Annotated in this window: 23 protein-coding genes; 17 read left to right on the plus strand and 6 right to left on the minus strand. The window is 67.2% G+C overall.

Annotation, left to right across the window (positions count from 1 at the left end; translation table 11 throughout):
* Position 1: 1 nt before the first annotated feature.
* Positions 2-175 (plus strand): cbb3-type cytochrome oxidase assembly protein CcoS, encoded by a 174-nt coding sequence (gene ccoS, locus NX780_RS18835; RefSeq protein ID WP_258829416.1) that lies wholly within the window; start codon positions 2-4, stop codon positions 173-175.
* Positions 176-194: 19 nt separating this feature from the next.
* On the opposite strand, the gene NX780_RS18840 is transcribed toward ccoS, so the two are convergent.
* Positions 195-593 carry a TraR/DksA family transcriptional regulator gene (locus NX780_RS18840; RefSeq protein ID WP_258829417.1) on the minus strand — a complete coding sequence of 133 codons (399 nt, stop codon included), beginning with the start codon at positions 591-593 and terminating at the stop codon, positions 195-197.
* Between the two features lie 170 nt (positions 594-763).
* Between NX780_RS18840 and ccoN the strand changes: the two genes are divergently transcribed.
* From ccoN to NX780_RS18870, 6 genes are read left to right on the plus strand one after another with little or no spacing between them, the layout of a single operon-like run.
* Positions 764-2,215: a cytochrome-c oxidase, cbb3-type subunit I gene (gene ccoN, locus NX780_RS18845; RefSeq protein ID WP_258829418.1), complete on the plus strand. Its 1,452-nt coding sequence runs from the start codon at positions 764-766 to the stop codon at positions 2,213-2,215.
* 18 nt (positions 2,216-2,233) lie between these two features.
* The gene (gene ccoO / locus NX780_RS18850; RefSeq protein ID WP_258829419.1) at positions 2,234-2,848 is read left to right on the plus strand and encodes a cytochrome-c oxidase, cbb3-type subunit II; all 615 of its coding nucleotides are present in this window, start codon (positions 2,234-2,236) and stop codon (positions 2,846-2,848) included.
* 1 nt (position 2,849) lies between these two features.
* Complete coding sequence (locus tag NX780_RS18855; protein WP_258829420.1) at positions 2,850-3,014, plus strand: cbb3-type cytochrome oxidase subunit 3; 165 nt, start codon at positions 2,850-2,852, stop codon at positions 3,012-3,014.
* Entirely contained in the window at positions 3,007-3,942 is a 936-nt protein-coding gene (gene ccoP, locus NX780_RS18860) for a cytochrome-c oxidase, cbb3-type subunit III (protein WP_258829421.1), read from the plus strand. The genes NX780_RS18855 and ccoP overlap by 8 nt, the downstream gene beginning before the upstream one ends.
* Positions 3,939-5,318 carry a cytochrome c oxidase accessory protein CcoG gene (ccoG, locus tag NX780_RS18865; protein ID WP_258829422.1) on the plus strand — a complete coding sequence of 460 codons (1,380 nt, stop codon included), beginning with the start codon at positions 3,939-3,941 and terminating at the stop codon, positions 5,316-5,318. The genes ccoP and ccoG overlap by 4 nt, the downstream gene beginning before the upstream one ends.
* Before the next feature lie 14 nt (positions 5,319-5,332).
* Complete coding sequence (locus NX780_RS18870) at positions 5,333-5,851, plus strand: FixH family protein (protein ID WP_258829423.1); 519 nt, start codon at positions 5,333-5,335, stop codon at positions 5,849-5,851.
* Positions 5,852-5,928: 77 nt separating this feature from the next.
* Here NX780_RS18870 and NX780_RS18875 read toward each other — a convergent pair whose 3' ends face one another.
* Complete coding sequence (locus tag NX780_RS18875; protein WP_258829424.1) at positions 5,929-6,699, minus strand: ThuA domain-containing protein; 771 nt, start codon at positions 6,697-6,699, stop codon at positions 5,929-5,931.
* Positions 6,700-6,908: 209 nt separating this feature from the next.
* On the opposite strand from NX780_RS18875, the gene NX780_RS18880 reads away from it, so the two are divergent.
* The 5 genes from NX780_RS18880 (at position 6,909) to NX780_RS18900 (ending at position 11,980) form a co-directional block, all read left to right on the plus strand.
* A complete protein-coding gene (locus NX780_RS18880; RefSeq protein ID WP_258829425.1) occupies positions 6,909-8,744 on the plus strand; it encodes a DUF885 domain-containing protein in 1,836 nt (611 codons plus the stop codon).
* A 92-nt stretch (positions 8,745-8,836) separates the two neighbouring features.
* Positions 8,837-9,202 carry a hypothetical protein gene (locus NX780_RS18885; RefSeq protein ID WP_258829426.1) on the plus strand — a complete coding sequence of 122 codons (366 nt, stop codon included), beginning with the start codon at positions 8,837-8,839 and terminating at the stop codon, positions 9,200-9,202.
* Positions 9,203-9,238: 36 nt separating this feature from the next.
* On the plus strand, positions 9,239-10,633 hold the full coding sequence (locus NX780_RS18890; protein WP_258829427.1) for a serine hydrolase domain-containing protein: 1,395 nt from the start codon (positions 9,239-9,241) through the stop codon (positions 10,631-10,633).
* A 35-nt stretch (positions 10,634-10,668) separates the two neighbouring features.
* Positions 10,669-11,097 carry a VOC family protein gene (locus tag NX780_RS18895; RefSeq protein WP_258829428.1) on the plus strand — a complete coding sequence of 143 codons (429 nt, stop codon included), beginning with the start codon at positions 10,669-10,671 and terminating at the stop codon, positions 11,095-11,097.
* Between the two features lie 49 nt (positions 11,098-11,146).
* On the plus strand, positions 11,147-11,980 hold the full coding sequence (locus tag NX780_RS18900; protein ID WP_258829429.1) for a metallophosphoesterase: 834 nt from the start codon (positions 11,147-11,149) through the stop codon (positions 11,978-11,980).
* A gap of 4 nt (positions 11,981-11,984) precedes the next feature.
* Here the strand turns inward: NX780_RS18900 and NX780_RS18905 are convergent, their stop codons facing one another.
* From NX780_RS18905 to NX780_RS18920, 4 genes are all read right to left on the minus strand, one after another.
* Positions 11,985-12,914, minus strand: a complete 930-nt coding sequence (locus NX780_RS18905) for a DMT family transporter (protein ID WP_258829430.1) — start codon at positions 12,912-12,914, stop codon at positions 11,985-11,987.
* 57 nt (positions 12,915-12,971) lie between these two features.
* A complete protein-coding gene (locus tag NX780_RS18910; RefSeq protein ID WP_258829431.1) occupies positions 12,972-13,715 on the minus strand; it encodes a helix-turn-helix transcriptional regulator in 744 nt (247 codons plus the stop codon).
* Positions 13,716-13,730: 15 nt separating this feature from the next.
* On the minus strand, positions 13,731-14,495 hold the full coding sequence (gene fnr, locus NX780_RS18915) for a fumarate/nitrate reduction transcriptional regulator Fnr (RefSeq protein ID WP_258829432.1): 765 nt from the start codon (positions 14,493-14,495) through the stop codon (positions 13,731-13,733).
* 205 nt (positions 14,496-14,700) lie between these two features.
* Positions 14,701-16,347 carry a M10 family metallopeptidase domain-containing protein gene (locus NX780_RS18920; protein WP_258829433.1) on the minus strand — a complete coding sequence of 549 codons (1,647 nt, stop codon included), beginning with the start codon at positions 16,345-16,347 and terminating at the stop codon, positions 14,701-14,703.
* Positions 16,348-16,677: 330 nt separating this feature from the next.
* Between NX780_RS18920 and NX780_RS18925 the strand changes: the two genes are divergently transcribed.
* From NX780_RS18925 to NX780_RS18945, 5 genes are all read left to right on the plus strand, one after another.
* The gene (locus tag NX780_RS18925; protein ID WP_258829434.1) at positions 16,678-18,165 is read left to right on the plus strand and encodes a cytochrome ubiquinol oxidase subunit I; all 1,488 of its coding nucleotides are present in this window, start codon (positions 16,678-16,680) and stop codon (positions 18,163-18,165) included.
* Between the two features lies 1 nt (position 18,166).
* A complete protein-coding gene (gene cydB / locus NX780_RS18930) occupies positions 18,167-19,174 on the plus strand; it encodes a cytochrome d ubiquinol oxidase subunit II (RefSeq protein WP_258829435.1) in 1,008 nt (335 codons plus the stop codon).
* The gene (locus NX780_RS18935) at positions 19,174-19,377 is read left to right on the plus strand and encodes a DUF2474 domain-containing protein (RefSeq protein ID WP_258829436.1); all 204 of its coding nucleotides are present in this window, start codon (positions 19,174-19,176) and stop codon (positions 19,375-19,377) included. The genes cydB and NX780_RS18935 overlap by 1 nt, the downstream gene beginning before the upstream one ends.
* A 75-nt stretch (positions 19,378-19,452) precedes the next feature.
* Positions 19,453-20,154, plus strand: a complete 702-nt coding sequence (locus NX780_RS18940) for a TorD/DmsD family molecular chaperone (RefSeq protein ID WP_258829437.1) — start codon at positions 19,453-19,455, stop codon at positions 20,152-20,154.
* 17 nt (positions 20,155-20,171) lie between these two features.
* A complete protein-coding gene (locus NX780_RS18945) occupies positions 20,172-20,411 on the plus strand; it encodes a twin-arginine translocation signal domain-containing protein (protein ID WP_258829438.1) in 240 nt (79 codons plus the stop codon).
* Positions 20,412-20,427 lie beyond the last annotated feature (16 nt).

Consider the following 20,427-nt stretch of genomic DNA (forward strand, 5'->3'; position numbering starts at 1 on the left):
GATGGAAGCGCTGTATTTGCTGATTCCGCTGAGCGTGATGCTGGTGGCGCTGGCGGTGTGGATCTTCTTCGGCGCCGCGGAGAGCGGGCAGTTCGAGGATCTCGAAGGGCCGGGGATGCGGATTCTCGTCGACGACGACAGGGTAGGGGCGGAGGGCGATTCGGCGCGCCGTTGAGTTGAACGCGCCGTCTGCCTTACATGGACGGGCCGCGCCCGCTGTGCTGGTCTTTCTCGAGCTGTTCCTGGCATTCGATGCACAGGCGCACCGTGGGCGTGGCCAGCAGGCGCGCCTCGGGGATGTCGCGCCCGCAGGACTCGCAGATGCCGGCGCCGCCCGATTCGAGCTTGCCGATGGCGACGTCGATCTCGTGCAGCAGGTTGGATTCGTGATCGGCCAGGTGCTGCTCGTTATGGCTGAGCATTTCAGACTGCGGCGCATCGTCGCTCTGGCCCTGGTGGGCCAGCGGACCGATGGATGGCGCTTCGTCGTCTGGAGAGTCCGTGCGCGAGCGCACCGTATCCAGCAGGTCTTCGCGGGCCTGGTGCAGGCTCGCCCTCAATTGTTCCGATACGGATTGCGATAGAGGCGGCATGGCGTTTTTCCTGTGTGGGGTGTGCTGGACGAGCCGCTGCGCACGCGGACGCAACAGGCCGTTGCATAGCTCATCTCAAGCTGAACAATTTGATTCACATCAAGGATTTTTACTGTCCGAAAAACGACACTCCTGATTGTCATTCATCAAGGTATTTTCAGGAGAGCGTCTTGGACACCAGTCTAAACTATAACTACAAGATCGTGCGCCAGTTTGCCATCGCCACGGTCGTGTGGGGCGTCATCGGCATGGCCGCCGGCGTCTTCATCGCGGCCCAGCTGGCCTGGCCCGCGCTCAACTTCGACATCCCCTGGCTGAGCTATGGACGCCTGCGTCCGCTGCACACCAACGCCGTCATCTTCGCCTTCGGCATCTGCGGCCTGTTCGCCACCTCCTACTATGTCGTGCAGCGTACCTGCCAGGTGCGGCTGTTCTCCGACAGGCTGGCTGCCTTCACCTTCTGGGGCTGGCAGGCGGTGCTGGTGTCCGCCGCGATTTCGCTGCCGATGGGTTTCACGCGCGGCAAGGAATACGCCGAGCTGGAATGGCCGATCGCTCTCCTGATCACCGTCGTCTGGGTGGCGTATGCCGTGGTCTTCTTCGGCACCATCGTCAAGCGCCGCGTCAAGCACATCTATGTGGCCAACTGGTTCTTCGGCGCTTACATCCTCGCGGTCGCCATCCTCCACGTGGTCAACGGCGCGGTGATGCCGGTGTCGCTCATGAAGTCGTACTCCGTCTATGCCGGCGTGCAGGACGCGATGATCCAGTGGTGGTACGGTCATAACGCCGTGGGCTTCATCCTGACTGCCGGCTACCTGGGCATGGTCTACTACTTCATCCCGAAGCAGGCCGAGCGTCCGGTGTACTCCTACCGCCTGTCGATCGTGCACTTCTGGGCCCTGATCTTCACCTATATGTGGGCCGGCCCCCACCACCTGCACTACACCGCGCTGCCCGACTGGACCCAGTCGATCGGCATGGTGTTCTCGCTGATCCTGCTGGCGCCCAGCTGGGGCGGCATGATCAACGGGATCATGACCCTCTCGGGCGCCTGGCACAAGCTGCGCTCGGATCCGATCCTGAAGTTCATGATCGTCTCGCTGTCCTTCTACGGCATGGCGACCTTCGAGGGCCCGATGATGTCGATCAAGACCATCAACTCGCTGTCGCACTACACCGACTGGACCGTCGCCCACGTCCACGCCGGCGCCCTGGGCTGGGTCGGCTTCATCACCATGGGCTCGATCTACTACCTGATTCCGCGCCTGGCGGGCCGCAAGCAGATGTACAGCACCGCGCTGGTCGACGCCCACTTCTGGGTCGCCACCATCGGCATCGTGCTCTACATCGCCTCGATGTGGATCGCCGGCGTGATGCAGGGCCTGATGTGGCGCGCGGTGAACCCGGACGGGACCTTGACCTACACCTTCGCCGAAAGCGTCAAGGCCACCTATCCGTACTACGTGATCCGCTTCAGCGGCGGTTTCCTCTACCTGTCCGGCATGGTCCTGATGGCCTGGAACACCTGGATGACGATGCGCGGCACGAAGAACGCGGATGCGCCGATCCCGACGAACAAGCCCCCGCATCTCGCGCATCCTGAAGCGGCGCACGCCTGAACCTGGAGCAGATAAAAAATGAAATTCACCCATGAATGGATCGAGAAGAACCCCTGGCTCCTCATTGGCCTGGTGCTGCTCGTGATCTCCTTCGGCGGCCTGGTCGAGATCGTGCCGCTGTTCTTCCAGAAGTCGACCACCGAGCCGGTGGCCGGATTGAAACCGTATTCGCCGCTGCGCCTGGCCGGCCGCGACGTCTACATCCGCGAGGGCTGCTACAACTGCCACTCGCAGATGATCCGGCCCTTCCGCGCCGAGACCGAGCGCTATGGCCACTACTCGGTGGCCGGCGAATTCGTCTACGACCACCCCTTCCAGTGGGGCTCGAAGCGCACCGGCCCGGACCTGGCGCGCGTGGGCGGACGCTACAGCGACGAGTGGCACCGCACCCACCTCGACAATCCGCGCGACGTGGTGCCGGAATCGAATATGCCGTCCTATCCCTGGCTGGCAAAGGCGAAGCTGAACCCGGCGGAGATCGTCCCGAAGATGCGCGCGATGCGCCGCCTGGGCGTGCCCTATGGCGAAGACGAGATCAAGGCCGGCCCGGCGGAACTCGAGGGCAAGACCGAGCAGGATGCGCTGATCGCCTACCTGCAGGGCCTGGGCACCCAGATCAAGACAAGGAACTGACATGGTACTGCAACAGATTTTCGATAACGCCAGCAGCGTGATGACCGTGATCAGCTTCACGACCTTCCTCGGCATCCTCGGCTGGACCTTCGTGCTGCGCAAGCGCAGCGATTTCGACAAGGCCGCCCAGCTGCCGTTCGCGGACGAGGAGAACGACCGTGGCTGACTTCTTCAACGGCTTCTGGCACTGGTACATCGCCGTCATCACGGTGCTGTCCATCCTCGGCTGCGGCATCCTGCTGTGGTCGCAGTCGACCCACCGCGTCAAGCTGCGCGCCGACGGCACGCCGGAGAAAACCACCGGCCACGTCTGGGACGAGGACCTGACCGAACTGAACACGCCGATGCCGCGCTGGTGGATCGTGCTGTTCTACCTCACCATCGTGTTCGGCATCGGCTACCTGCTGCTCTACCCGGGCCTGGGCAGCTATGCGGGCAGCTTGAACTGGAACTCGACCGGCGAGTACAAGGCCGAACTGAAACAGGCCAAGGCTGAATACGGCCCGCTGTTCGCCAGATACGCCGGCCAGGACTTGAAGGCGGTGGCGCGCGACCCCCAGGCCCACGCCATCGGCGAGCGCCTCTTCCTGACCTACTGCGCGCAATGCCATGGCTCGGACGCTCGCGGCAGCAAGGGCTTCCCGAATTTGGCCGACAGTGACTGGCTGCATGGCGGCGAACCGTCCACCATCAAGCAGAGCATCATGCAGGGCCGGGTCGGCACTATGCCGGCGATGGGCGCGGTTCTCGGCTCGGACAAGGATATCGAGAGCGTGGCCCACTACGTGCGCAACCTTTCCGGCCTCGCGGCCGACCCGATCAAGGTCGCCTTCGGCAAGCCGAAGTTCGCCGCCTGCGCCGCCTGCCATGGCGTGGAGGGCAAGGGCAATCCGATGCTGGGCGCGCCCAACCTGGCGGACAAGGTCTGGCTGTATGGCGGCAGCCAGGAGACCGTGATGGAGACCATCCGCAAGGGCCGCGCCAACACCATGCCGGCCTTCGGCGAGTTCCTCGGCGAAGAGAAGGTGCACGTGCTGGCAGCTTACGTGTGGAGCCTGTCGAACCAGCCCATCGTGACCGCGGAAGCAAAATGAATACCCCACAGGAAGCGGTCATCCGCATGTATGCGGCGCGCGAAGAAATCTACCCGCGCGAGATCAAGGGCCGCTACGCCTCGCTGCGCTGGGCCTGCGTCTGGCTCACCCAGCTGCTGTTCTACGGCCTGCCCTGGATCTCGATGAACGGCCGCCAGGCGGTGCTGTTCGACCTGGCCAGCCGCAAGTTCTACTTGTTCGGCCTGGTGCTGTGGCCGCAGGACTTCATCTACCTGGCCGCCCTGCTGATCCTGTGCGCCTATGGGCTCTTCCTGGTGACGGCGGTGGCTGGGCGGGTGTGGTGCGGCTTCGCCTGCCCGCAGACCGTCTATACCGAGATCTTCCTGTGGATCGAGCGCAAGTTCGAAGGCGCGAGGAGCGCCCGCATCCGCCTCGCGCGCCAGCCCTGGACGGTGGCGAAAATCGCTCGCAAGGGCGGCAAGCACGCTGCCTGGCTGGCGGTGGCGCTGTGGACCGGCTTTACCTTCGTCGGCTACTTCACCCCGGTGCGCGAGCTTGGCGGCGGCGTGGCCGGCCTCAAGCTGGGCCCATGGGAGACCTTCTGGGTGCTGTTCTACGCCCTGGCCACCTACGGCAATGCCGGCTGGCTGCGCGAGCAGGTCTGCAAGTATATGTGCCCCTACGCGCGTTTCCAGAGCGCGATGTTCGACAAGGACACGCTGATCGTCACCTACGACGCGGCGCGCGGCGAACCGCGTAATCCGCGTCAATCCGCGCCCGGCGCGGGCGATTGCATCGACTGCAGCATGTGCGTGCAGGTCTGCCCGACGGGCATCGACATCCGCAAGGGCCTGCAGTACGAATGCATTGGCTGCGCCGCCTGCGTGGATGCCTGCAACGGCGTGATGGACAAGGTGAAGCGCCCGCGCGGCCTGATCCGCTACGCCACCGAGAATGCGCTGGCGCAGCGGTTCAAGCCTGCCCAGGTGCGCCGGCGCGTCCTGCGCCCGCGCGTGCTGGTCTACACCGCCGTGCTGGCCATCCTGGGCACGGCCATGGTCACCTCGATGGCTCTGCGCAATCCGCTCAAGCTGGACGTGATCCGCGACCGCGGTTCGATGGGGCGCGAGGTCGAGGACGGCATGATCGAGAACGTCTACCGGCTGCAGCTGATGAACACCTTGGAGGACGCGCAGCGCCTGCGCATCGCCGTCAGCGGCATCGGGTCGGCCCGGGTGGTCGAAGGGGAGGTGGTCGACATCGATCCCGCCACCACGCGCGCCATTCCCGTACGGGTGCGCGTCAATCCGGGCGAGGCGATGCCGGGCTCGAACCGGATCGCCTTTCACGTGACATCAATCGACGGGCACGGCCTGGCGGTGGAGGAGGACGCGGTCTTCCTCGTGCCGAAATGAAGAAGGAGAAGGACATGCAAGCACATCCCGCGCTGCAGGCGAGCGCGCCCTGGTATCGCCACCGCTGGCCGTGGCTCCTGATGATCGGGCCGGCGCTGGTGCTGGTTGGCGGCGTCGTCATGATCTGGCTGGCGACGATGCGTCCCGATGCGATGGTGGTCGGCGACTACTACAAGCAGGGCAAGGCCATCAACCAGGAGCTGCGCCGCGACCGCGAAGCCACCCGCCGGGCCCTGGCCTTCGAGACGCGCTACGACCCGGGCCAGGGGAAGCTGCGCGGGCGCCTGCTCAGCCACGGCAAGCCGGTGGTGGCGCCCTTCCACATCCGCCTGGCCCACCCGACCCAGCCCGAGCGCGACCGCGTGCTCGAGGCGCTGCCCGATGCGGGAGGGCGCTTCACGGCCGCCGCGCCGGGGTTGGAAGCGACGCACTGGCAGGTCGTGGTCGAGGGCGGGGCGCGCGACTGGCGCCTGGCGGGTAGCTGGGACTGGAGCAAGGAGGCGACGCTGGAGATCGAGGCCGACGCGCCCTGACGCTAGCAGGAAGACACCCTTGATGTGAGGCAGGACGGGCCGGGTCTCCCACTTTGCCCTTGATGCGGCGCGGACCTTCAGTCCGCCTTGAACCCGCGTCCGGTCGCCGCCCAGTAGATCCCGCCGTACAGGTGGTGCAGGAAGACCGGATCGCGGTAGGTCGCCGCCATGTGTCCCAGCGCCGTATAGAAGGCGCGCCCGCCCTCGTAGGGCTGGTACCAGCTGATCGGGTGGAAGGCGCCCATGCCCGCGCCCTCGCGGTCCGGCCACTTCGTTTTTGGCGCGTAGGTGGATTCGTCCACGCTCAGGAGGTAGGTCAGCCTGTCCGAGGTGGCGGGGCCGAATTCGTACCACTCGTCGGTGAACAGGGTGCGCGGGGCGAAGCGCTCCATGCCAGGGAAGTTGCGCTCGCGGACCTGCAGCACGGCGGTCTGCACCGCGGGATGGACCTTGAACATGTGGCCCACCATCTTCGTGTACCACGGCCAGCCGTATTCGGTGTCGGAGGCGCTGTGCACGCCCACGAAGCCCCCGCCCTTGCGGATGTAGCGCTCGAAGGCGGCCTGCTGGGCGTCGTCGAGCACGTCGCCGGTGGTGAGCAGGAAGATCACCGCCCCGTACTTCGCCAGCTCGGCATCGTTCATCACGCGGTTCGCGTCGGCGGTCCAGAACACGCCGAAGTCATGCAGCCTGCCCAGCTCCTGCACGGCCGACACGCCCGCATGCACGGCGTCGTGGTGCCAGCCGGCTGTCTTGGTGAACAGGAGGACCTTGAACTGTTCGGCATGGGTGGGCGCGGCGCACAGGAGGGCGGCCGACAGGGCGAGGGCGGTGAAAGAAAATTTCATATTCAGGCTGGGCATGAAAGAATATTTCAGGATACCTTGAGGCTTGCAAGGTGGGCAAGGCCTATCATCGTGAGCGGGGCGACAAGGGCGGCCGGGGTCACGGTCCACGCCGCTGCATTGTTCATGTCAGCATTTCCATGTTAGATTCCTGCGCGGCAAACACGACGTGCGACGCCGTCCAACTGACCACGACAAGGAAGAGACAAACGATGCCATCCCTCCGCCTGCGCGCCGCCATCGGCGCCCTGTTCATCCCCGCCGCTGTGTTGGCCACTCCTGCCGTCGCCAGCCTGCCGCTCGCCGCACAGGCAGCCGCACCAGCCAAGGCGGCCGCCGCCAAGCCGAACAAGGCCTTCGACACCTGGGCCGAGAAGTTCGCGGAGGACTGGGTGCGCATGAGCCCGCAATTGGCCACCTCGACCCAGTACTTCAGCGGCGCCGAACAGGCGCGCCTGGACCGCGAGCTCACGCCGCTCACCAAGGCCCAGCGCCAGAAGATGCAGGCGATGGCCAGGACCGGTCTCGCGCGCCTCGACAAGTGGATGGCCGGCCCGCTCGACGAGAACCAGCGGGTGTCGGCCAGCGTCATGCGCTGGTCGCTGCAGAACGTGATCGCCAACGAGCCCTTCGAAGACCACAACTTCATTTTCTCGCAGTTCAGCGGCGTGCAGGTCAGCCTGGTCAACTTCATGACCACCACCCACCCATTGCGCCACCCGCAGGACGTCGACAGCTACCTGGCGCGCCTGGAGCAGGTCGGCACCCGCATGGACGAAGCCTTGGCGCGCGCCCGCGAGGCAGCGGCCAAGTCCCTGATCCCGCCGCGCTTCATCCTCGAGCGCGCCCAGTACCAGGTCGACACCTTCCTCAAGCCCGCCGCGAACGAGAACGTGCTGGTGACGTCGCTGGCCCAGCGCACCGAGAAGATGGAAGGCCTGTCGCCCGAGGCACGCAAGGCCGCCTTGGCGCGCGCCGCCCGCATCGTCGCAGAGCGCATCCGCCCGTCGTACAAGCGGGTGCAGGACTTCATGGCGGAGATCCACCCGCGCACCGGCGACGTGGCCGGCATCTCGCGCCTGCCGAACGGCGCCGCCGCCTACGCGCGCGCGGTCGAGAACTTCACCAGCACCCGCTTGAGCCCGAACGAGATCCACGAGATCGGCCTGCGCGAAGTGGCGCGCATCGAAGGCGAGATGGACCGCCACCTGCGCTCGCTCGGTCTCCTTGACGGGAACATCGAGACCCGCATGAAGCAGCTCGACGCGCGCTTCCAGCCGAAAGGCGAGGGCGATCCGCGTCCCGCCATCCTGGCCAGCTACGCCGAGATGGTGAAGGACGCCGAACGCAGGAGCGCCACGCTGTTCAACCTGAAGCCGCGTGCACCGGTCGAAGTGCGCCGTGAGCCGCCGCTGACCGAACCCTCGGCCGCCGCCCATTACTCGCTGCCGGCGCCGGACGGGACCCGTCCCGGCATCTTCTGGGTGCCGATGCGCGGCCCGACCTTCGACATGATCCGCATGCGCAGCCTGTCCTACCACGAGGCGGTCCCGGGCCACCACTTCCAGCTGGCGATCCAGCAGGAACTGACCGGCATCCCGAAATACCGCAGCCAGCGCATCTTCAGCGGCGGCAGCGCCCACTCGGAAGGCTGGGCCCTGTACACCGAGCGCCTGGCTGTGGAGCAGAACTGGTATGAAGGCGACGTCCCGGGCCTGCTCGGCGCGCTGGGTTCGGAACTGTTCCGCGCCCGCCGCCTCGTGGTCGACACCGGCCTGCACTCGAAAGGCTGGACCCGCCAGCAAGCCATCGACTACGGCATCGGCGCCCAGGAAGTCGAGCGCTACGTCGCCTGGCCGGGCCAGGCCAATGCCTACATGATCGGCATGCTGCGCATCATCGACCTGCGCGAGAAGGCGAAGAAGGAACTGGGCGACAAGTTCTCGCTCGCGGCCTTCCACGACCTGGTACTGGGCGCCGGCTCGGTCCCGCTGGACGTGCTGGGCGAGCTGGTGGACGGCTGGATCGCGAAGCAGAAGAAGGCTTGAAGCGGGACAGGCGGCCGGGCGTGACAATGCGTGAGCCTGTCGCGCCCCCCGCTTTGCTATCGTGTCGGACTCCCCGCAATGACAAGGACACAATGAAAGCAGCAATCCTGGCCCTGGCCATCCTCGCCCCGTTCGCGCAAGCGCAGGCCGCGGCCGATGCAGCGCCGTCCAGCACCGTGGTCACCCGGCTGGGCGTCTCGAGCACCGAATTCTCCTGCACCGTCAGCGGTGGGCGCGAGTGCCACTACCTGATCCTGCACTCGCTGTGCAACGAGCGCTTCATTGCGCCGGGGCAGAAGGAGCGTACCTGCACCTACACGGAAGCGGCGCCGCCGTTCCGGATCAAGTCGGGCGAACGCAGGAAGATCAGCGGCCTGGCCCAGGACTACCTCTACACGATGAAGGTAGGAGTCGCACCGACGGTGGAAGACGTCCTGCGCGAACCCATCAAGCATTGAACCGGTTTGCCGCATGGCGACCATGAGGAGGCAGCCATGAGACGACATTGGCTGACAGCGTTGACGATGACACTCGCCCTATCCGCATTCCCCGGCCGGTCTCCGGCGGCCCCCCTGTCCGAGGCGCAGGCCGGCGCCCTGACGCGCCAGCTCCAGGCCATCGTCGACGACCCGGCCATGCCGCTGCCGGGGCTGTCGGTGGTGGCGATCCGCGCCGGTGAGATCGTCTACACCCGCCAGTTCGGCCACAAGCGCCTGGCCACCGCAGCGACGCCGGCCGAGCCGGTGGATGCGGACACCATGTTCCGCATCGCATCGATCTCCAAGCTGGTCACGGCGCTCGGCGTGATGAAGATGGTGGAGCAGGGCGCCCTGTCCCTCGACGCGGACGTCGGCGCCTACCTGGGCTACCGCCTGCGCAACCCGCACTTTCCGGAGCAGCCGATCACCCTGCGCATGCTGCTCACCCATACCTCTTCGCTGCGCGACGAGGGCGGCTTCAAGTGGGGGCCGGAGGTCGACCTGAGGGAAGTGCTGCTGCCGGGCGGGCGCCACCATGGCGGCGGCGCCATGTGGTCCAGGGCGCATGCGCCGGGACGCTGGTTCGAGTACGTCAATGTCAATTCCGGCGTGGTCGCCACCATCATGGAGGCCGCATCCGGCGAGCGCTTCGACCGCCTGATGCGCCGCCTCGTTTTTGATCCCATGGGCCTGAAGGCCGGCTTCTACCTGGCCGACTTCGCGCCCGCACGCATCGGGGACGTGGCGACCCTCTACCGCAGGCGCGAAAAGGACGGCGCGGAGCGCTGGGATCCAAGCGGCCCCTGGATCGCGCAGTCGGACGACTTCCACATCCAGCCACCGGCCGCGCCGCCGGGCCTGGATCGCTATGTGCCTGGCACCAACGGCACGCTATTCGGCCCCCAGGTAAGCCTGCGCATCTCCGCCGCCGAGCTCGGGAAGATCATGCTGATGCTGATGAATGGCGGCCGCCACGGCGACCGGCAGATACTGCGCGCGGACACGGTCGACGCCATGTTGTCGCGCCAGTGGACGATCGAGGAAGGTGTCAACGGCAGCCGCAGCGGCGACGGCGGCACGTTCCACGGGCTGTACCAGGCCTGGGGCCTGGGCAACCAGCATTTCCTGGATGCCAGCACCATGAGGGACGGGCGCGGGCGCGGCGACCGCCTGGTCGACGGCGGCGGATTCACGGGCGTCGGCCATCTCGGCTGGGCCTGGGGCCTGAATGCGCTCTTCGTGCTCGATCCGGCCACGAAGAACGGTATGATCTACGTCGCCAGCGGCGTCGGCGCCGACCCGGACACGCAGCCCGGACGATTCTCGTCCGAGAGCCGCTTCCAGGAGCGGATCACCGATGCCCTGTACCGTGGCGCCATCCTCGGGGAAGGCGCCGGATCATCCAACTGAGCCATTTTCTTGATGACCTTCATGAGGAGCACAGCATGGAAACACAGGAAATCTACCGCGGCCGCCTGATCGACCACATCCAGCTGGTGGTGCGCGACCTGGAGGCTTCGCGCACTTTCTACACCGCCGTGTTCGAGGCGCTCGGCATCCCGCTGGCCGGCGAGGGCCCCGACTATTTCTGGGCGGACGAGCTGTTCGTCTCGAGCCGCGAGAGCAGCGCGGCGCAGGGCGTGCTCACCGGCCGCCACCACCTGGCCTTCCAGGCCCGCGACGAGAAGATGGTGAACGCCTTCTACCATGCGGCCCTGAAGGCCGGCGGCAGGGACAACGGCCGGCCCGGCGAGCGCCCCTACCACCCGGGCTATTTCGGCGCCTTCGTGCTCGACCCCGACGGCAACAATATCGAGGCGGTCTACCACGGCAAGGCGAAGCAAAGCGCCCCCTACGTGCGCATCACCTTCTGAGCACCGTGCGGCGCAGGCTGCGCTTGAAACCCGCTATACTGCGCCGACCATGCGCATCCAGCTCTTCTCAGACCTGCACCTCGAACGCTACCCGGCTTTCGTCCCCCTGATCGACCCCGCCACCGACGTCGTCGTCCTGGCGGGCGACATCGGCTCCTACCAGTCCGGCTCGCGCCTCACGGGCGAGGACTTCGGCCTCGCGCGCTTTTCGCCGCTGCGCGCGGGTGCCACGCAAGCCCGGGTGCTCTACATTCCCGGCAACCACGAATTCGACGGCCTCGAATTCGACGAGGCCTATGCACGCCTGCGCGCCACCTGCGCCGATCTCGGCATCGAATGGCTGGACCGCGAGACCCTCGTCATCGACCGTGTGCGCTTCATCGGCACCACCCTGTGGAGCGACTTCGATGCGCTGGCCGTGCAGGAGACGGTGCTCACGAAACAGCTGCAGCGCCGCGAAAAGGCCTTCCGCGCGGCGAACTACTACCTCGCCAAGAACACGACCCTGAAGGATGGCGCCCCGGTGCTGGCCGAGGGCATACGCGCGATGTCGCTCGATTGCCAGGCGTGGCTGCGCGGCGCCCTGGAGACGCCTTTCGAGGGCGTCACGGTCGCGGTGACGCACTTCGCTCCCAGCCTGCGCAGCGCCGATCCGCGCTATGGCCTGACGCCCGGCACCGCAGGCTTCTGCAATGCGCTCGACGCGCTGCTGCCGCTGGCGGACGTGTGGATGCACGGCCACCTGCACTGCGCCAACGACTATATCGCCAGCGGCGAGAGCGACGCGGGCCCGTGGTCCTGCCGCGTCGTCGCCAATCCGCTCGGCTACCTGAGCAAGGGCGAGCAGGAAGCCTTCCGCCCCGAACTCGTGATCGAGATCTAGCGCCTCACTTCCTGTGCGCCGACGCGCAGGACACCACGCCGCCCACCATCAGCACCAGGGCCGCCACTTCCGAAGCGGTCGGCCAGCGCGCCTCCCACATGAAACCGTAGAGCGAGGCGAAGATGGTCTCGAACACGATCAGCTGCCCCGTCAGGGCCAGCGGCAGGGTGCGGCTGGCGTAGTTCCACAGGCCGTTGCCCACCACCGAGCACAGGATCGCCACCGCCAGCACCACGCCGCCGAAACGCAGCCACTCGCTGTTCGCGTGCCCTTCGCCGCCCAGCAGGAAGGCCGGCACCGCCAGCAGGAGGGCTTGCGCCCCGGTCATGACGCCGGTGAGCAGGCTCCACTCATGCGCCGTGATGCCTCCGAGGCGCGCCAGGCAGCGGCTGTTGGCCACCGCGTAGATGGTCCAGGACACCAGCGCGCCGACCGCGCAGGCCAGGCCCAGGGCCGAGCCGCCGCCCTGCGCGGAAGCCAGCGACTGCCAGGCGATGCAGCCCAGGCCGGCCGCGCCCAGCAGCAGGGCCGGGGCGAGGCGCCGCAGGGGCAGGGCGCCGTGGTCGCGGCTGCCGACCAGGGTGACGCTCAAGGGCAGCAGGCCGATCACGATTGCCGTCATGACCCCGCCGCCCGATTGCACGGCCCGGGCCACGAAGAGGTAGTAGATGATGTTCCCGCACAGGCTGAGCCAGGCCAGCTGGCGCCATTCGCGCCACGACAGGCGGCCCAGCAGCCGGCGCCACATCGGGGCGACCAGCACGGCGGCCACCAGCCCGTAGGCGAGATAGCGCCCGGCGGATAATTGCAGGGGCGTGAAGCCCGGCACGAGAATGGGAGCGAGGAAGACCAGGCCCCAGAAGGAACCGGCGAGGACGCCGGCGCCGATGCCGAGCCGGGTGTCGTGAAGCGGGGTGTGCGAGTGCGCGTGCATGGAATCTCCTGAAAGTGGAGATTCTGGGCTGCACGGCGGGCGGAATCTTGGCCGGGACTACTGCGCCTTTGACCGCTTCTCGCGATGTTGCGCGCGGTAGGCGGCCGGTGTGGTGTCGAGCATGCGCCGCATCGCCCGCGTCAATGCGCTTTGCTCGGAGAAACCGGTCGCGAGCGCGATCTCGGCGACCGGCCGGTCGGTAGCGCCGAGGAGCGTACAGGCGCGCTTGAGGCGGCAGTCCAGCAGCCAGCCGTGCGGGCTGGCGTCCAGCTCCTCGCGGAACAGGGCGTGCAGGCGGCTCACGCTCAGGTTGGCAGCGCGCGCCATGGTCTCGGTGGTCCAGGGCAGGCCGGGATCGAGCTCGATGCGGGCGAGCAGGGCGGCCAGGCGCGAGGCCGGCCGGGGCGCACCCATGCCCAGGGTATCGAGCAGCAGCGGGGCCCAGCCCTGCAGTACCGTGGGCGCGAGCGGCTGGCCGTTCGCGACGATGCCCATGAATTCGACCAGCTTGCGCGCCGCCGGGCCGATGCCGGTAAAGGGACGCGCCAGCAGTTCGCGCCAGGGACCGTGGGCGAAGGCCTCGGCCTGGACGTCGAGGATGAGGGAACGGTTGGCGACCCGGCTGTACTGGGAATGCCAGGCGCCGGGCGCCACCAGGGCCGCATGCAGGGGATCGAGCCGCTTCTCGCGGCCCTCGATCTCGAGCGCCACCTGGCCGCTGACCGGCAGCACCACCTGGGCAAAGGCGTGGCGGTCGGCCTCGCGCGTTTCGCCGTAGCTGCGCAGGTGCAGTTCGAACATGGAATACGCCGGGACTCAGCCCATCGGGCTGCAGGCATCGAGCCCGGCGGCCATGGCCTTGAGCTTGCCCGGGTCGAGCAGGGTGAGCTCGCGCTTGTCGACTTCCAGCAAGCCCTGTTTCTTGAAGCGCGACAGCAGGCGGCTGATGCTTTCGATGGTCAGGCCCAGGTAGTTGCCGATGTCCTCGCGTGACATGCGCAGCTGGAAGCGGTTGGGCGAATAGCCGCGCGCCGCGTAGCGCGCCGACAGGTTCACGAGGAAGACGGCGAAGCGCTGCTCGGCCCGCATGTTCCCAAGTAAAAGCATGACGTTCTGCTCGCGCGTGATTTCCTGGCTCATGATGCGGTGGAAGTGGCGCAGCAGGGCCGGCACCTGGCCGAACAGCTCTTCCAGGCGCGAAAAGGGAATCTCGCAGACCTCGCTGTCTTCCAGCGCCACGGCGTCGCAATGGTGGGTACCGCTGATCGCATCCATGCCGAGCAGTTCGCCGGCCATCTGGAAGCCCGTGATCTGTTCTTCGCCCGCCGCGTTCACCTGGTAGGTCTTGAAGTGGCCGAAGCGCACGGCGTACAGGCTGCGGAAGGGCTCGCCCATCTGGTACAGGCGCTCGTCCTTGGCAAGGCGGCGGCGCCCGCCGATGATCTGGTCGAGGCGGTTGATGTCGGCATCCTCGAGCCCCATCGGCAGGCACAGCTGGTGCATGCTGCAATTGCCGCAGCTGGTCTTGAGGGCCTGAATGTTGATCGGCGATTCGCCTGGCAGCGAGATGGCTTGGTTCATGACGGAAAACGGAGTACAGACCCGGCCATTATAGACCGGTCCCCGTCCATGCCGCCGCTATTGCGTACATTCAACAACTGTAGGGTGGACGGGTTCCCCGTCCGCGCGTTCAACACAATGATGCTTCGCCACTACGCATACGGAAGCTGAACGCGCGGACGGCAAAGCCGTCCACCCTACAAGAACATCAGTCGCGTGCGGACGATTACAGATGGTGACGCTGCTGCGCCTTCATCCGGTAATACTCCTGGCGGCCTTTCCGGACCACCGTGTCGGCGATCTGCGCCGCCTCGCCGGCAGCCTGGTTAACCGAGGCAAAGGCGTTCGGATCGTGCCGCAAGGCCTCGACGGTCCTGCGGGCCGGCTCCGAGCCGCTGAGGGCCAGGCCGAAGGTGGCCGACACGGCCAGCTCGGCCGCCAGGGTTTCGGCGCTCAGGGCCGTTACCCCGGTCCTGCTTGCCTCAAGCTGCTCGAAGGCCGCCTGCGGCGCCGCCAGGCTGCGGGCCAGGTCGATGTCGCCGGCAAGCTGCGCCAGGAAGTTGACCGCCGCCTGGCTGGCCGAGCGGTTGGCCAGGTCGCCGAGGCGGATCAGGGCGATGTTCTTCGCATTGAAGACGGCGCGGCCGGTGCGCGGGCTCCTCACGAAGTCGATCAGGGCACCGGTGGCGATCTCGCTGCCGATGTAGCCGAGCGTGGCCACGATCTGCGCCAGGTACTTCTCGTGCTTCTCCGGCTCGTTCACCAGCCAGTCGAGCAGCTTGCGCGCATCCGCTTCGCCATACCGGGAGGCCAGCTCCCAGGGCACGCCCTCGATCCAGCCCTGCCGGACGAAGTCGCGCACGTCCGCCGGCGCCTGCAGGCCGGCCATGTCGCAGTTGCAGCCGCTGGCAGGCATCACCTTGTCCGTGATGTTCAAAGGGCCGGACAGGTAGGCCGCCGACTCGGCGGCGTTGACCACGTTGTGGTCGGACCCGACGGAGGGGAACATGACCGCGCGCGGATCGTCGGTGCGGTGGCCAAGGCCGCAGTTGTGACCGTACTCGTGGACCCAGATCAGGCCTTCCTGGTCGGCGTCGAAGCGTACCGCGGCCACGTTGACGGTGGCGCTGCCGACCGGGGCGCAGCCGATGATGTTGTCGCCGGGGCCGCCGCACCAGCGGATCGCCTGCACGACCTTGACCCCGGAACCGGCGCTCAGGAGCGCGCTCAGGTCGGCCGAGGTGGCGATGGTCGCCGGGACCGTTGCCGGCAGCACGCGGACCGCGCCGTTGCGGACGAACTGCACCGCCGTAGCGACGTCCGGGCCGGTGTCGTCGTTCTGCAGGATGGTGCCCATGTCGCCCAGGATCCGGTCTGCCTCGGCTTCGCTCAGGGCGACGCTGCTGTGGCGGTGCACCGTGACCGACACGGTCCTGGTGCCGGTCAAGGCCGGGTTGACCACCAGGTAGTCGACGTAGAGCGAGATGTCCGAGGACCACTCGATATTGACCCAGATGTCGACCCCGCCGGCGCGCGGGGCCACGTTATGGACCGTGTAGCGGGCGGAGCCGATGAACTTGCCGGAATCAGGTCCGCCGCCCGCGCCTTCCGCGATCGACACGAAGACCTGGGAGCGGGGATTGAGCTCGCTCCAGTTCAGCCGCAGCAGCCACTGGCCGCGCCGCGCGCCCCAGTCGTGGCGGTAGGTGAAGCCGTTGCCGCTCAGGGCCGGCTGCAGGCCGTCGTTGCCGACCTGGACGTCGGCCGTGGCCTCGGCCCAGGGGGCGGCATTGCCTGACGAGCCGGCGCGTTGCAGCGGCGGCGTTTCCAGGCTCATGACCGCATCGCGGTCGAGACGATCGTTGGGCGCCATGTGAATCTCCTTTGCAGGGAAGGGGTGTGAACCGCGACCGGCCCGCAGGTGAGGCAGGGGCTGGTCGAGGGCAAGGATGGCGGGCCGGAAAAACTGACCGGTTGCAGGCAGCGGGGCCTGCCGGGCTCGTCATCGTCAGCCAATATAGACGAGCGCTCCGCCCCTGCTCGGGCGATCTGCGTTGACATTAATTTGGATCAGTGCCCCATGGTTTCCAGCCCAACAGGAAGCTGTGCACGATTGGACAGGAAACAAAAAACGGCAAACGTGCGCACCCGTCCCGCATGCTAGATTCCGGACACCGTATGGAATGACAGCCAAGGAGCTTGCATGTTCGGTTTGTCCGCTTTGGATCTGGCGCGCGTGCAATTCGCGTTCACGATGTCGTTCCACATCCTGTTTCCAGCGATCACCATTGGGATGGCGAGCTACCTGGCCGTGCTCGAGCTGTGCTGGCTGCGGACCAGGCGCCAGGTCTACGTCGACCTCTACCACTACTGGCTCAAGGTCTTCGCGGTCTGCTTCGGCATGGGCGTGGTCTCGGGCATCGTCATGGCCTACCAGATCGGCACCAACTGGAGCTACCTGTCCGAGTTCGCCGGCAGCATCATGGGCCCGATCCTGTCCTACGAGGTGCTGACCGCCTTCTTCCTCGAAGCGGGCTTCCTGGGCGTGATGCTTTTCGGCTGGAACCGGGTCGGTCCCGGCCTGCACTTCGCCGCCACCTGTGCGGTGGCCATCGGCACCCTGATCTCCTCGACCTGGATCCTGGCCGCCAACAGCTGGATGCAGACCCCGCAGGGCTATGCCATCGAGGGCGGGCGCATGGTGCCCGCCGACTGGCTGGCCATCGTCTTCAATCCCTCCTTTCCCTACCGCCTGCTGCACATGGTGATCGCGGCCTACCTCACCACGGCGCTGATCGTCGGCGCGGCCGCCGCCTGGCAGCTGCTCAGGAAGCGCGACAACCCGGCGGTGCGCAAGATGATGTCGATGGCGATGTGGATGATCCTGCTGGTCGCGCCGATCCAGGCCGTGGTCGGCGACTTCCACGGCCTGAACACCCTGGAGCACCAGCCGGCCAAGCTGGCGGCCATGGAGGGGCACTGGGAGAACGAGCCGGGCAAGGCGGTCCCGCTGCTGCTCTTCGGGATCCCCGACATGGAAGAGGAGAGGACGAAGTATGCGGTCGGCATCCCGCACTTGGGCAGCCTCATCCTCACCCATAGCTGGAACGGCCAGTTCAGGGGCCTGAAGGAGTTTCCCCGTGAAGACAGGCCGAATTCCCTGATCGTGTTCTGGAGCTTCCGGCTGATGGTGGGGCTGGGCCTCCTGATGATACTGCTGGGGGCGTGGAGCCTGTGGCTCAGGCGCAAGGTAGGGGGAGAAGCGCGGCTATGGCGCCAGCGCCACTTCCTGCGCTTCGCGCTGTGGATGGGGCCGGCCGGCCTGGTCGCCATCCTGGCCGGCTGGACCACGACCGAGGTCGGACGCCAGCCCTGGGTGGTCTACGGCGTGCTGCGCACGGCCGATGCGGTCTCGCCCCATGGCGCGGGGCCGCTGGCGCTGACCCTGGCCATCTTCGTCGTCGCCTACTTCTTCGTGTTCGGGGCCGGCACGGCCTTCGTGCTGCGCATGATCCGCAAGGGGCCGCAGCACTTCGAGCTGCACACCCCCGCACAGGGCGGTCCGGGCGAGGAGCGCACGCCGATGCGGCCGATCTCGGCGGCCGACGTGCAGAGCGACGACGACGAGGATACCGCCCGTCCCGACCACCTGCCCGACATCAAGGGCGGCGACGCCGACAAGGAGCGCTGACATGGGCATCGACACCTCCGTCATCTGGGCGGTCATCATCTTCTTCGCCGTCTTCATGTACGTGCTGCTGGATGGCTTCGACCTGGGGATCGGCATGCTGTTTCCCTTTACGCCGAAGAAGCGCGACCGCGACACCATGATGAATACCGTGGCCCCGGTCTGGGACGGCAACGAGACCTGGCTGGTGCTGGGCGGGGAGGGGCTGCTGGCCGCCTTCCCGGTGGCCTACTCGATCATCCTGTCCGGGCTCTACCTGCCCCTGATCTTCATGCTGGTCGGCCTGGTGTTCCGCGGCGTGGCCTTCGAGTTCCGCTTCAAGGCCAAGGAACACGAGCGCCACCTGTGGGACAAGGCCTTCATCGGCGGCTCGGTCGTGGCCGCCTTTTTCCAGGGCGTCTCGCTGGGCGCTTTCCTCGACGGGATCGCGGTGTCGGGACGCAGCTATGCGGGCGGGCCGCTGGACTGGATCGCGCCCTTTCCCTTGCTCGCGGGCATCGGCGTGATGATCGCCTACACCCTGCTGGGCGCGACCTGGCTGGTGATGAAGACCGAGGGCGAACTGCACGCGCGCATGGTGCAGGTGGCGCGTCCCTTCGCCCTGATGCTGCTCGCCGCCATCGTCATCGTCAGCATCTGGACTCCCTGGCGCGACCCGGCCGTGGCGGCGCGCTGGTTCACCTTCCCGAACATCGTCTTCCTGGCGCCGGTGCCCATCCTGGTGGCGGTCTTCATCTTCCTGCTGCTGCGCGCGCTGAAGCGCGATCCGCACCGGCTGCCCTTCGTTGCCGCCCTGGCCCTGATCTTCCTCGGCTACAGCGGCATGGCGATCAGCATCTGGCCGCACATCGTGCCGCCCGCGATCTCGATCTGGGAAGCGGCCTCACCCCCGGCGAGCCAGGGTTTCGCCCTGGTCGGCACCCTGTTCATCCTGCCCATCATCCTGATGTACACGGCCTGGTCCTACTGGGTCTTCCGGGGCAAGGTCAAGGCCGACGCGGGGTATCACTGATGGCAGGGCCACTCAAGGCAGGGCCGCTCAAGGCAGGGCCACTCAAGACAGGGCCGCTCAAGGCGGGGGCGCGCAGGGTGGGCAGGCGCGAATGGATGCGGCGGCTGGGCTGGATGGCCGCCCTGTGGGCCGGCGGCGTCCTGACGCTGTCGCTGGTGGCCTACCTGATTCGCCTGCTGATGCGGCTCCTGGGTATGCAATAGGAATCAACCGTGCGCGGCCTGCCGCTATGGAGGACTACACTGCCGATAACCCTTTGCTAACAGGAGAGCAGCACCGTGTCCCTTCCCGACGCGCCCCAGGTCGATCGTCCCACCAGCGTCAATACTCCACCGGCCCAGGCCGCCATGCAGGCCACGGTCCCCATGCCGCTCTCGGGCGAAGACCAGGCGCGCGCCGATCTGTATGCGCTGCTCGCACGCCTGCTGCTGGCGGCGCCCGACGCCGGCCTGCTCGATGCGCTTTCCGCCGCCGACCCCATCGTCTCGGCCGGCGAGGAGCCGGCGCTGGAACAGGCTTGGGAAGCCTTGACGCTTGCCTCGGGCGTCATGGACCCGGATGCGGTGCAGGAAGAATTCGACGCGCTCTTCATCTCGATCGGCACGCCGCCGGTCAACCCGTACGGGTCGCGCTACCTGTCCGGCTACCTGAACGACACCCCGCTGGCCGAGCTGCGCGGCGACCTGGCGCGCCTGGGTATCCGGCGCATGCGCGGGGTAGGGGAGTTCGAAGACCACCTGGGCGCCCTGTGCGAGACCATGCGCGTCCTGATCACGGGCGCGCCCGGCATCGCGCGCCAGAGCGTCGAGCGCCAGCAGGCGTTTTTCGAGGCGCACATCGCGCCCTGGTACGCGCGCTGCGTGGCCGAGATCGCGGACGCCGAAGGGGCGAACTACTACCGGCTGGTCGCAAGGCTGGCCGGCGCCTTCCTCGACATCGAGGCGCAAGCCTTCGTCCTCCAGGCGGCGGCAAACGATTAACCAAGAGAGGCATCGACATGGAACAGCATCCGATCGACCAAGCGCCCGGTGCGCGAAACGAGCCTGAAGCAAAGCCGGACCCGGCCCGGCGCAGCTTCCTGAAGGCGGCGCCCCTGGGAGCCCTGGCGGTGGTAGCCGCCCCCGCGGGCGCCGAAGCCCCGACCCCGGCGCCAGGCAAGGCGCAGCCGCAGGTCAAGCGGGGCTACCACGAGACCGAGCACATCCGCCGCTACTACCAGACCGCGGCCTACTGGTAAGACGCATCCTGACAAT

Source organism: Massilia agri (assembly GCF_024753255.1).
Lineage (GTDB): Bacteria > Pseudomonadota > Gammaproteobacteria > Burkholderiales > Burkholderiaceae_D > Telluria > Telluria agri.

Excerpts from the sequence above, each read along its gene's own strand:
- ccoS (WP_258829416.1), top strand. The coding sequence starts at position 2 with ATGGAAGCGCTGTATTTGCTGATTCCGCTGAGCGTGATGCTGGTGGCG.
- NX780_RS18840 (WP_258829417.1), bottom strand. The coding sequence starts at position 593 with ATGCCGCCTCTATCGCAATCCGTATCGGAACAATTGAGGGCGAGCCTG.
- ccoO (WP_258829419.1), top strand. The coding sequence starts at position 2,234 with ATGAAATTCACCCATGAATGGATCGAGAAGAACCCCTGGCTCCTCATT.
- NX780_RS18855 (WP_258829420.1), top strand. The coding sequence starts at position 2,850 with ATGGTACTGCAACAGATTTTCGATAACGCCAGCAGCGTGATGACCGTG.
- ccoG (WP_258829422.1), top strand. The coding sequence starts at position 3,939 with ATGAATACCCCACAGGAAGCGGTCATCCGCATGTATGCGGCGCGCGAA.
- NX780_RS18870 (WP_258829423.1), top strand. The coding sequence starts at position 5,333 with ATGCAAGCACATCCCGCGCTGCAGGCGAGCGCGCCCTGGTATCGCCAC.
- NX780_RS18875 (WP_258829424.1), bottom strand. The coding sequence starts at position 6,699 with ATGAAATTTTCTTTCACCGCCCTCGCCCTGTCGGCCGCCCTCCTGTGC.
- NX780_RS18880 (WP_258829425.1), top strand. The coding sequence starts at position 6,909 with ATGCCATCCCTCCGCCTGCGCGCCGCCATCGGCGCCCTGTTCATCCCC.
- NX780_RS18885 (WP_258829426.1), top strand. The coding sequence starts at position 8,837 with ATGAAAGCAGCAATCCTGGCCCTGGCCATCCTCGCCCCGTTCGCGCAA.
- NX780_RS18890 (WP_258829427.1), top strand. The coding sequence starts at position 9,239 with ATGAGACGACATTGGCTGACAGCGTTGACGATGACACTCGCCCTATCC.
- NX780_RS18895 (WP_258829428.1), top strand. The coding sequence starts at position 10,669 with ATGGAAACACAGGAAATCTACCGCGGCCGCCTGATCGACCACATCCAG.
- NX780_RS18900 (WP_258829429.1), top strand. The coding sequence starts at position 11,147 with ATGCGCATCCAGCTCTTCTCAGACCTGCACCTCGAACGCTACCCGGCT.
- NX780_RS18905 (WP_258829430.1), bottom strand. The coding sequence starts at position 12,914 with ATGCACGCGCACTCGCACACCCCGCTTCACGACACCCGGCTCGGCATC.
- NX780_RS18910 (WP_258829431.1), bottom strand. The coding sequence starts at position 13,715 with ATGTTCGAACTGCACCTGCGCAGCTACGGCGAAACGCGCGAGGCCGAC.
- fnr (WP_258829432.1), bottom strand. The coding sequence starts at position 14,495 with ATGAACCAAGCCATCTCGCTGCCAGGCGAATCGCCGATCAACATTCAG.
- NX780_RS18920 (WP_258829433.1), bottom strand. The coding sequence starts at position 16,347 with ATGGCGCCCAACGATCGTCTCGACCGCGATGCGGTCATGAGCCTGGAA.
- NX780_RS18925 (WP_258829434.1), top strand. The coding sequence starts at position 16,678 with ATGTTCGGTTTGTCCGCTTTGGATCTGGCGCGCGTGCAATTCGCGTTC.
- cydB (WP_258829435.1), top strand. The coding sequence starts at position 18,167 with ATGGGCATCGACACCTCCGTCATCTGGGCGGTCATCATCTTCTTCGCC.
- NX780_RS18935 (WP_258829436.1), top strand. The coding sequence starts at position 19,174 with ATGGCAGGGCCACTCAAGGCAGGGCCGCTCAAGGCAGGGCCACTCAAG.
- NX780_RS18945 (WP_258829438.1), top strand. The coding sequence starts at position 20,172 with ATGGAACAGCATCCGATCGACCAAGCGCCCGGTGCGCGAAACGAGCCT.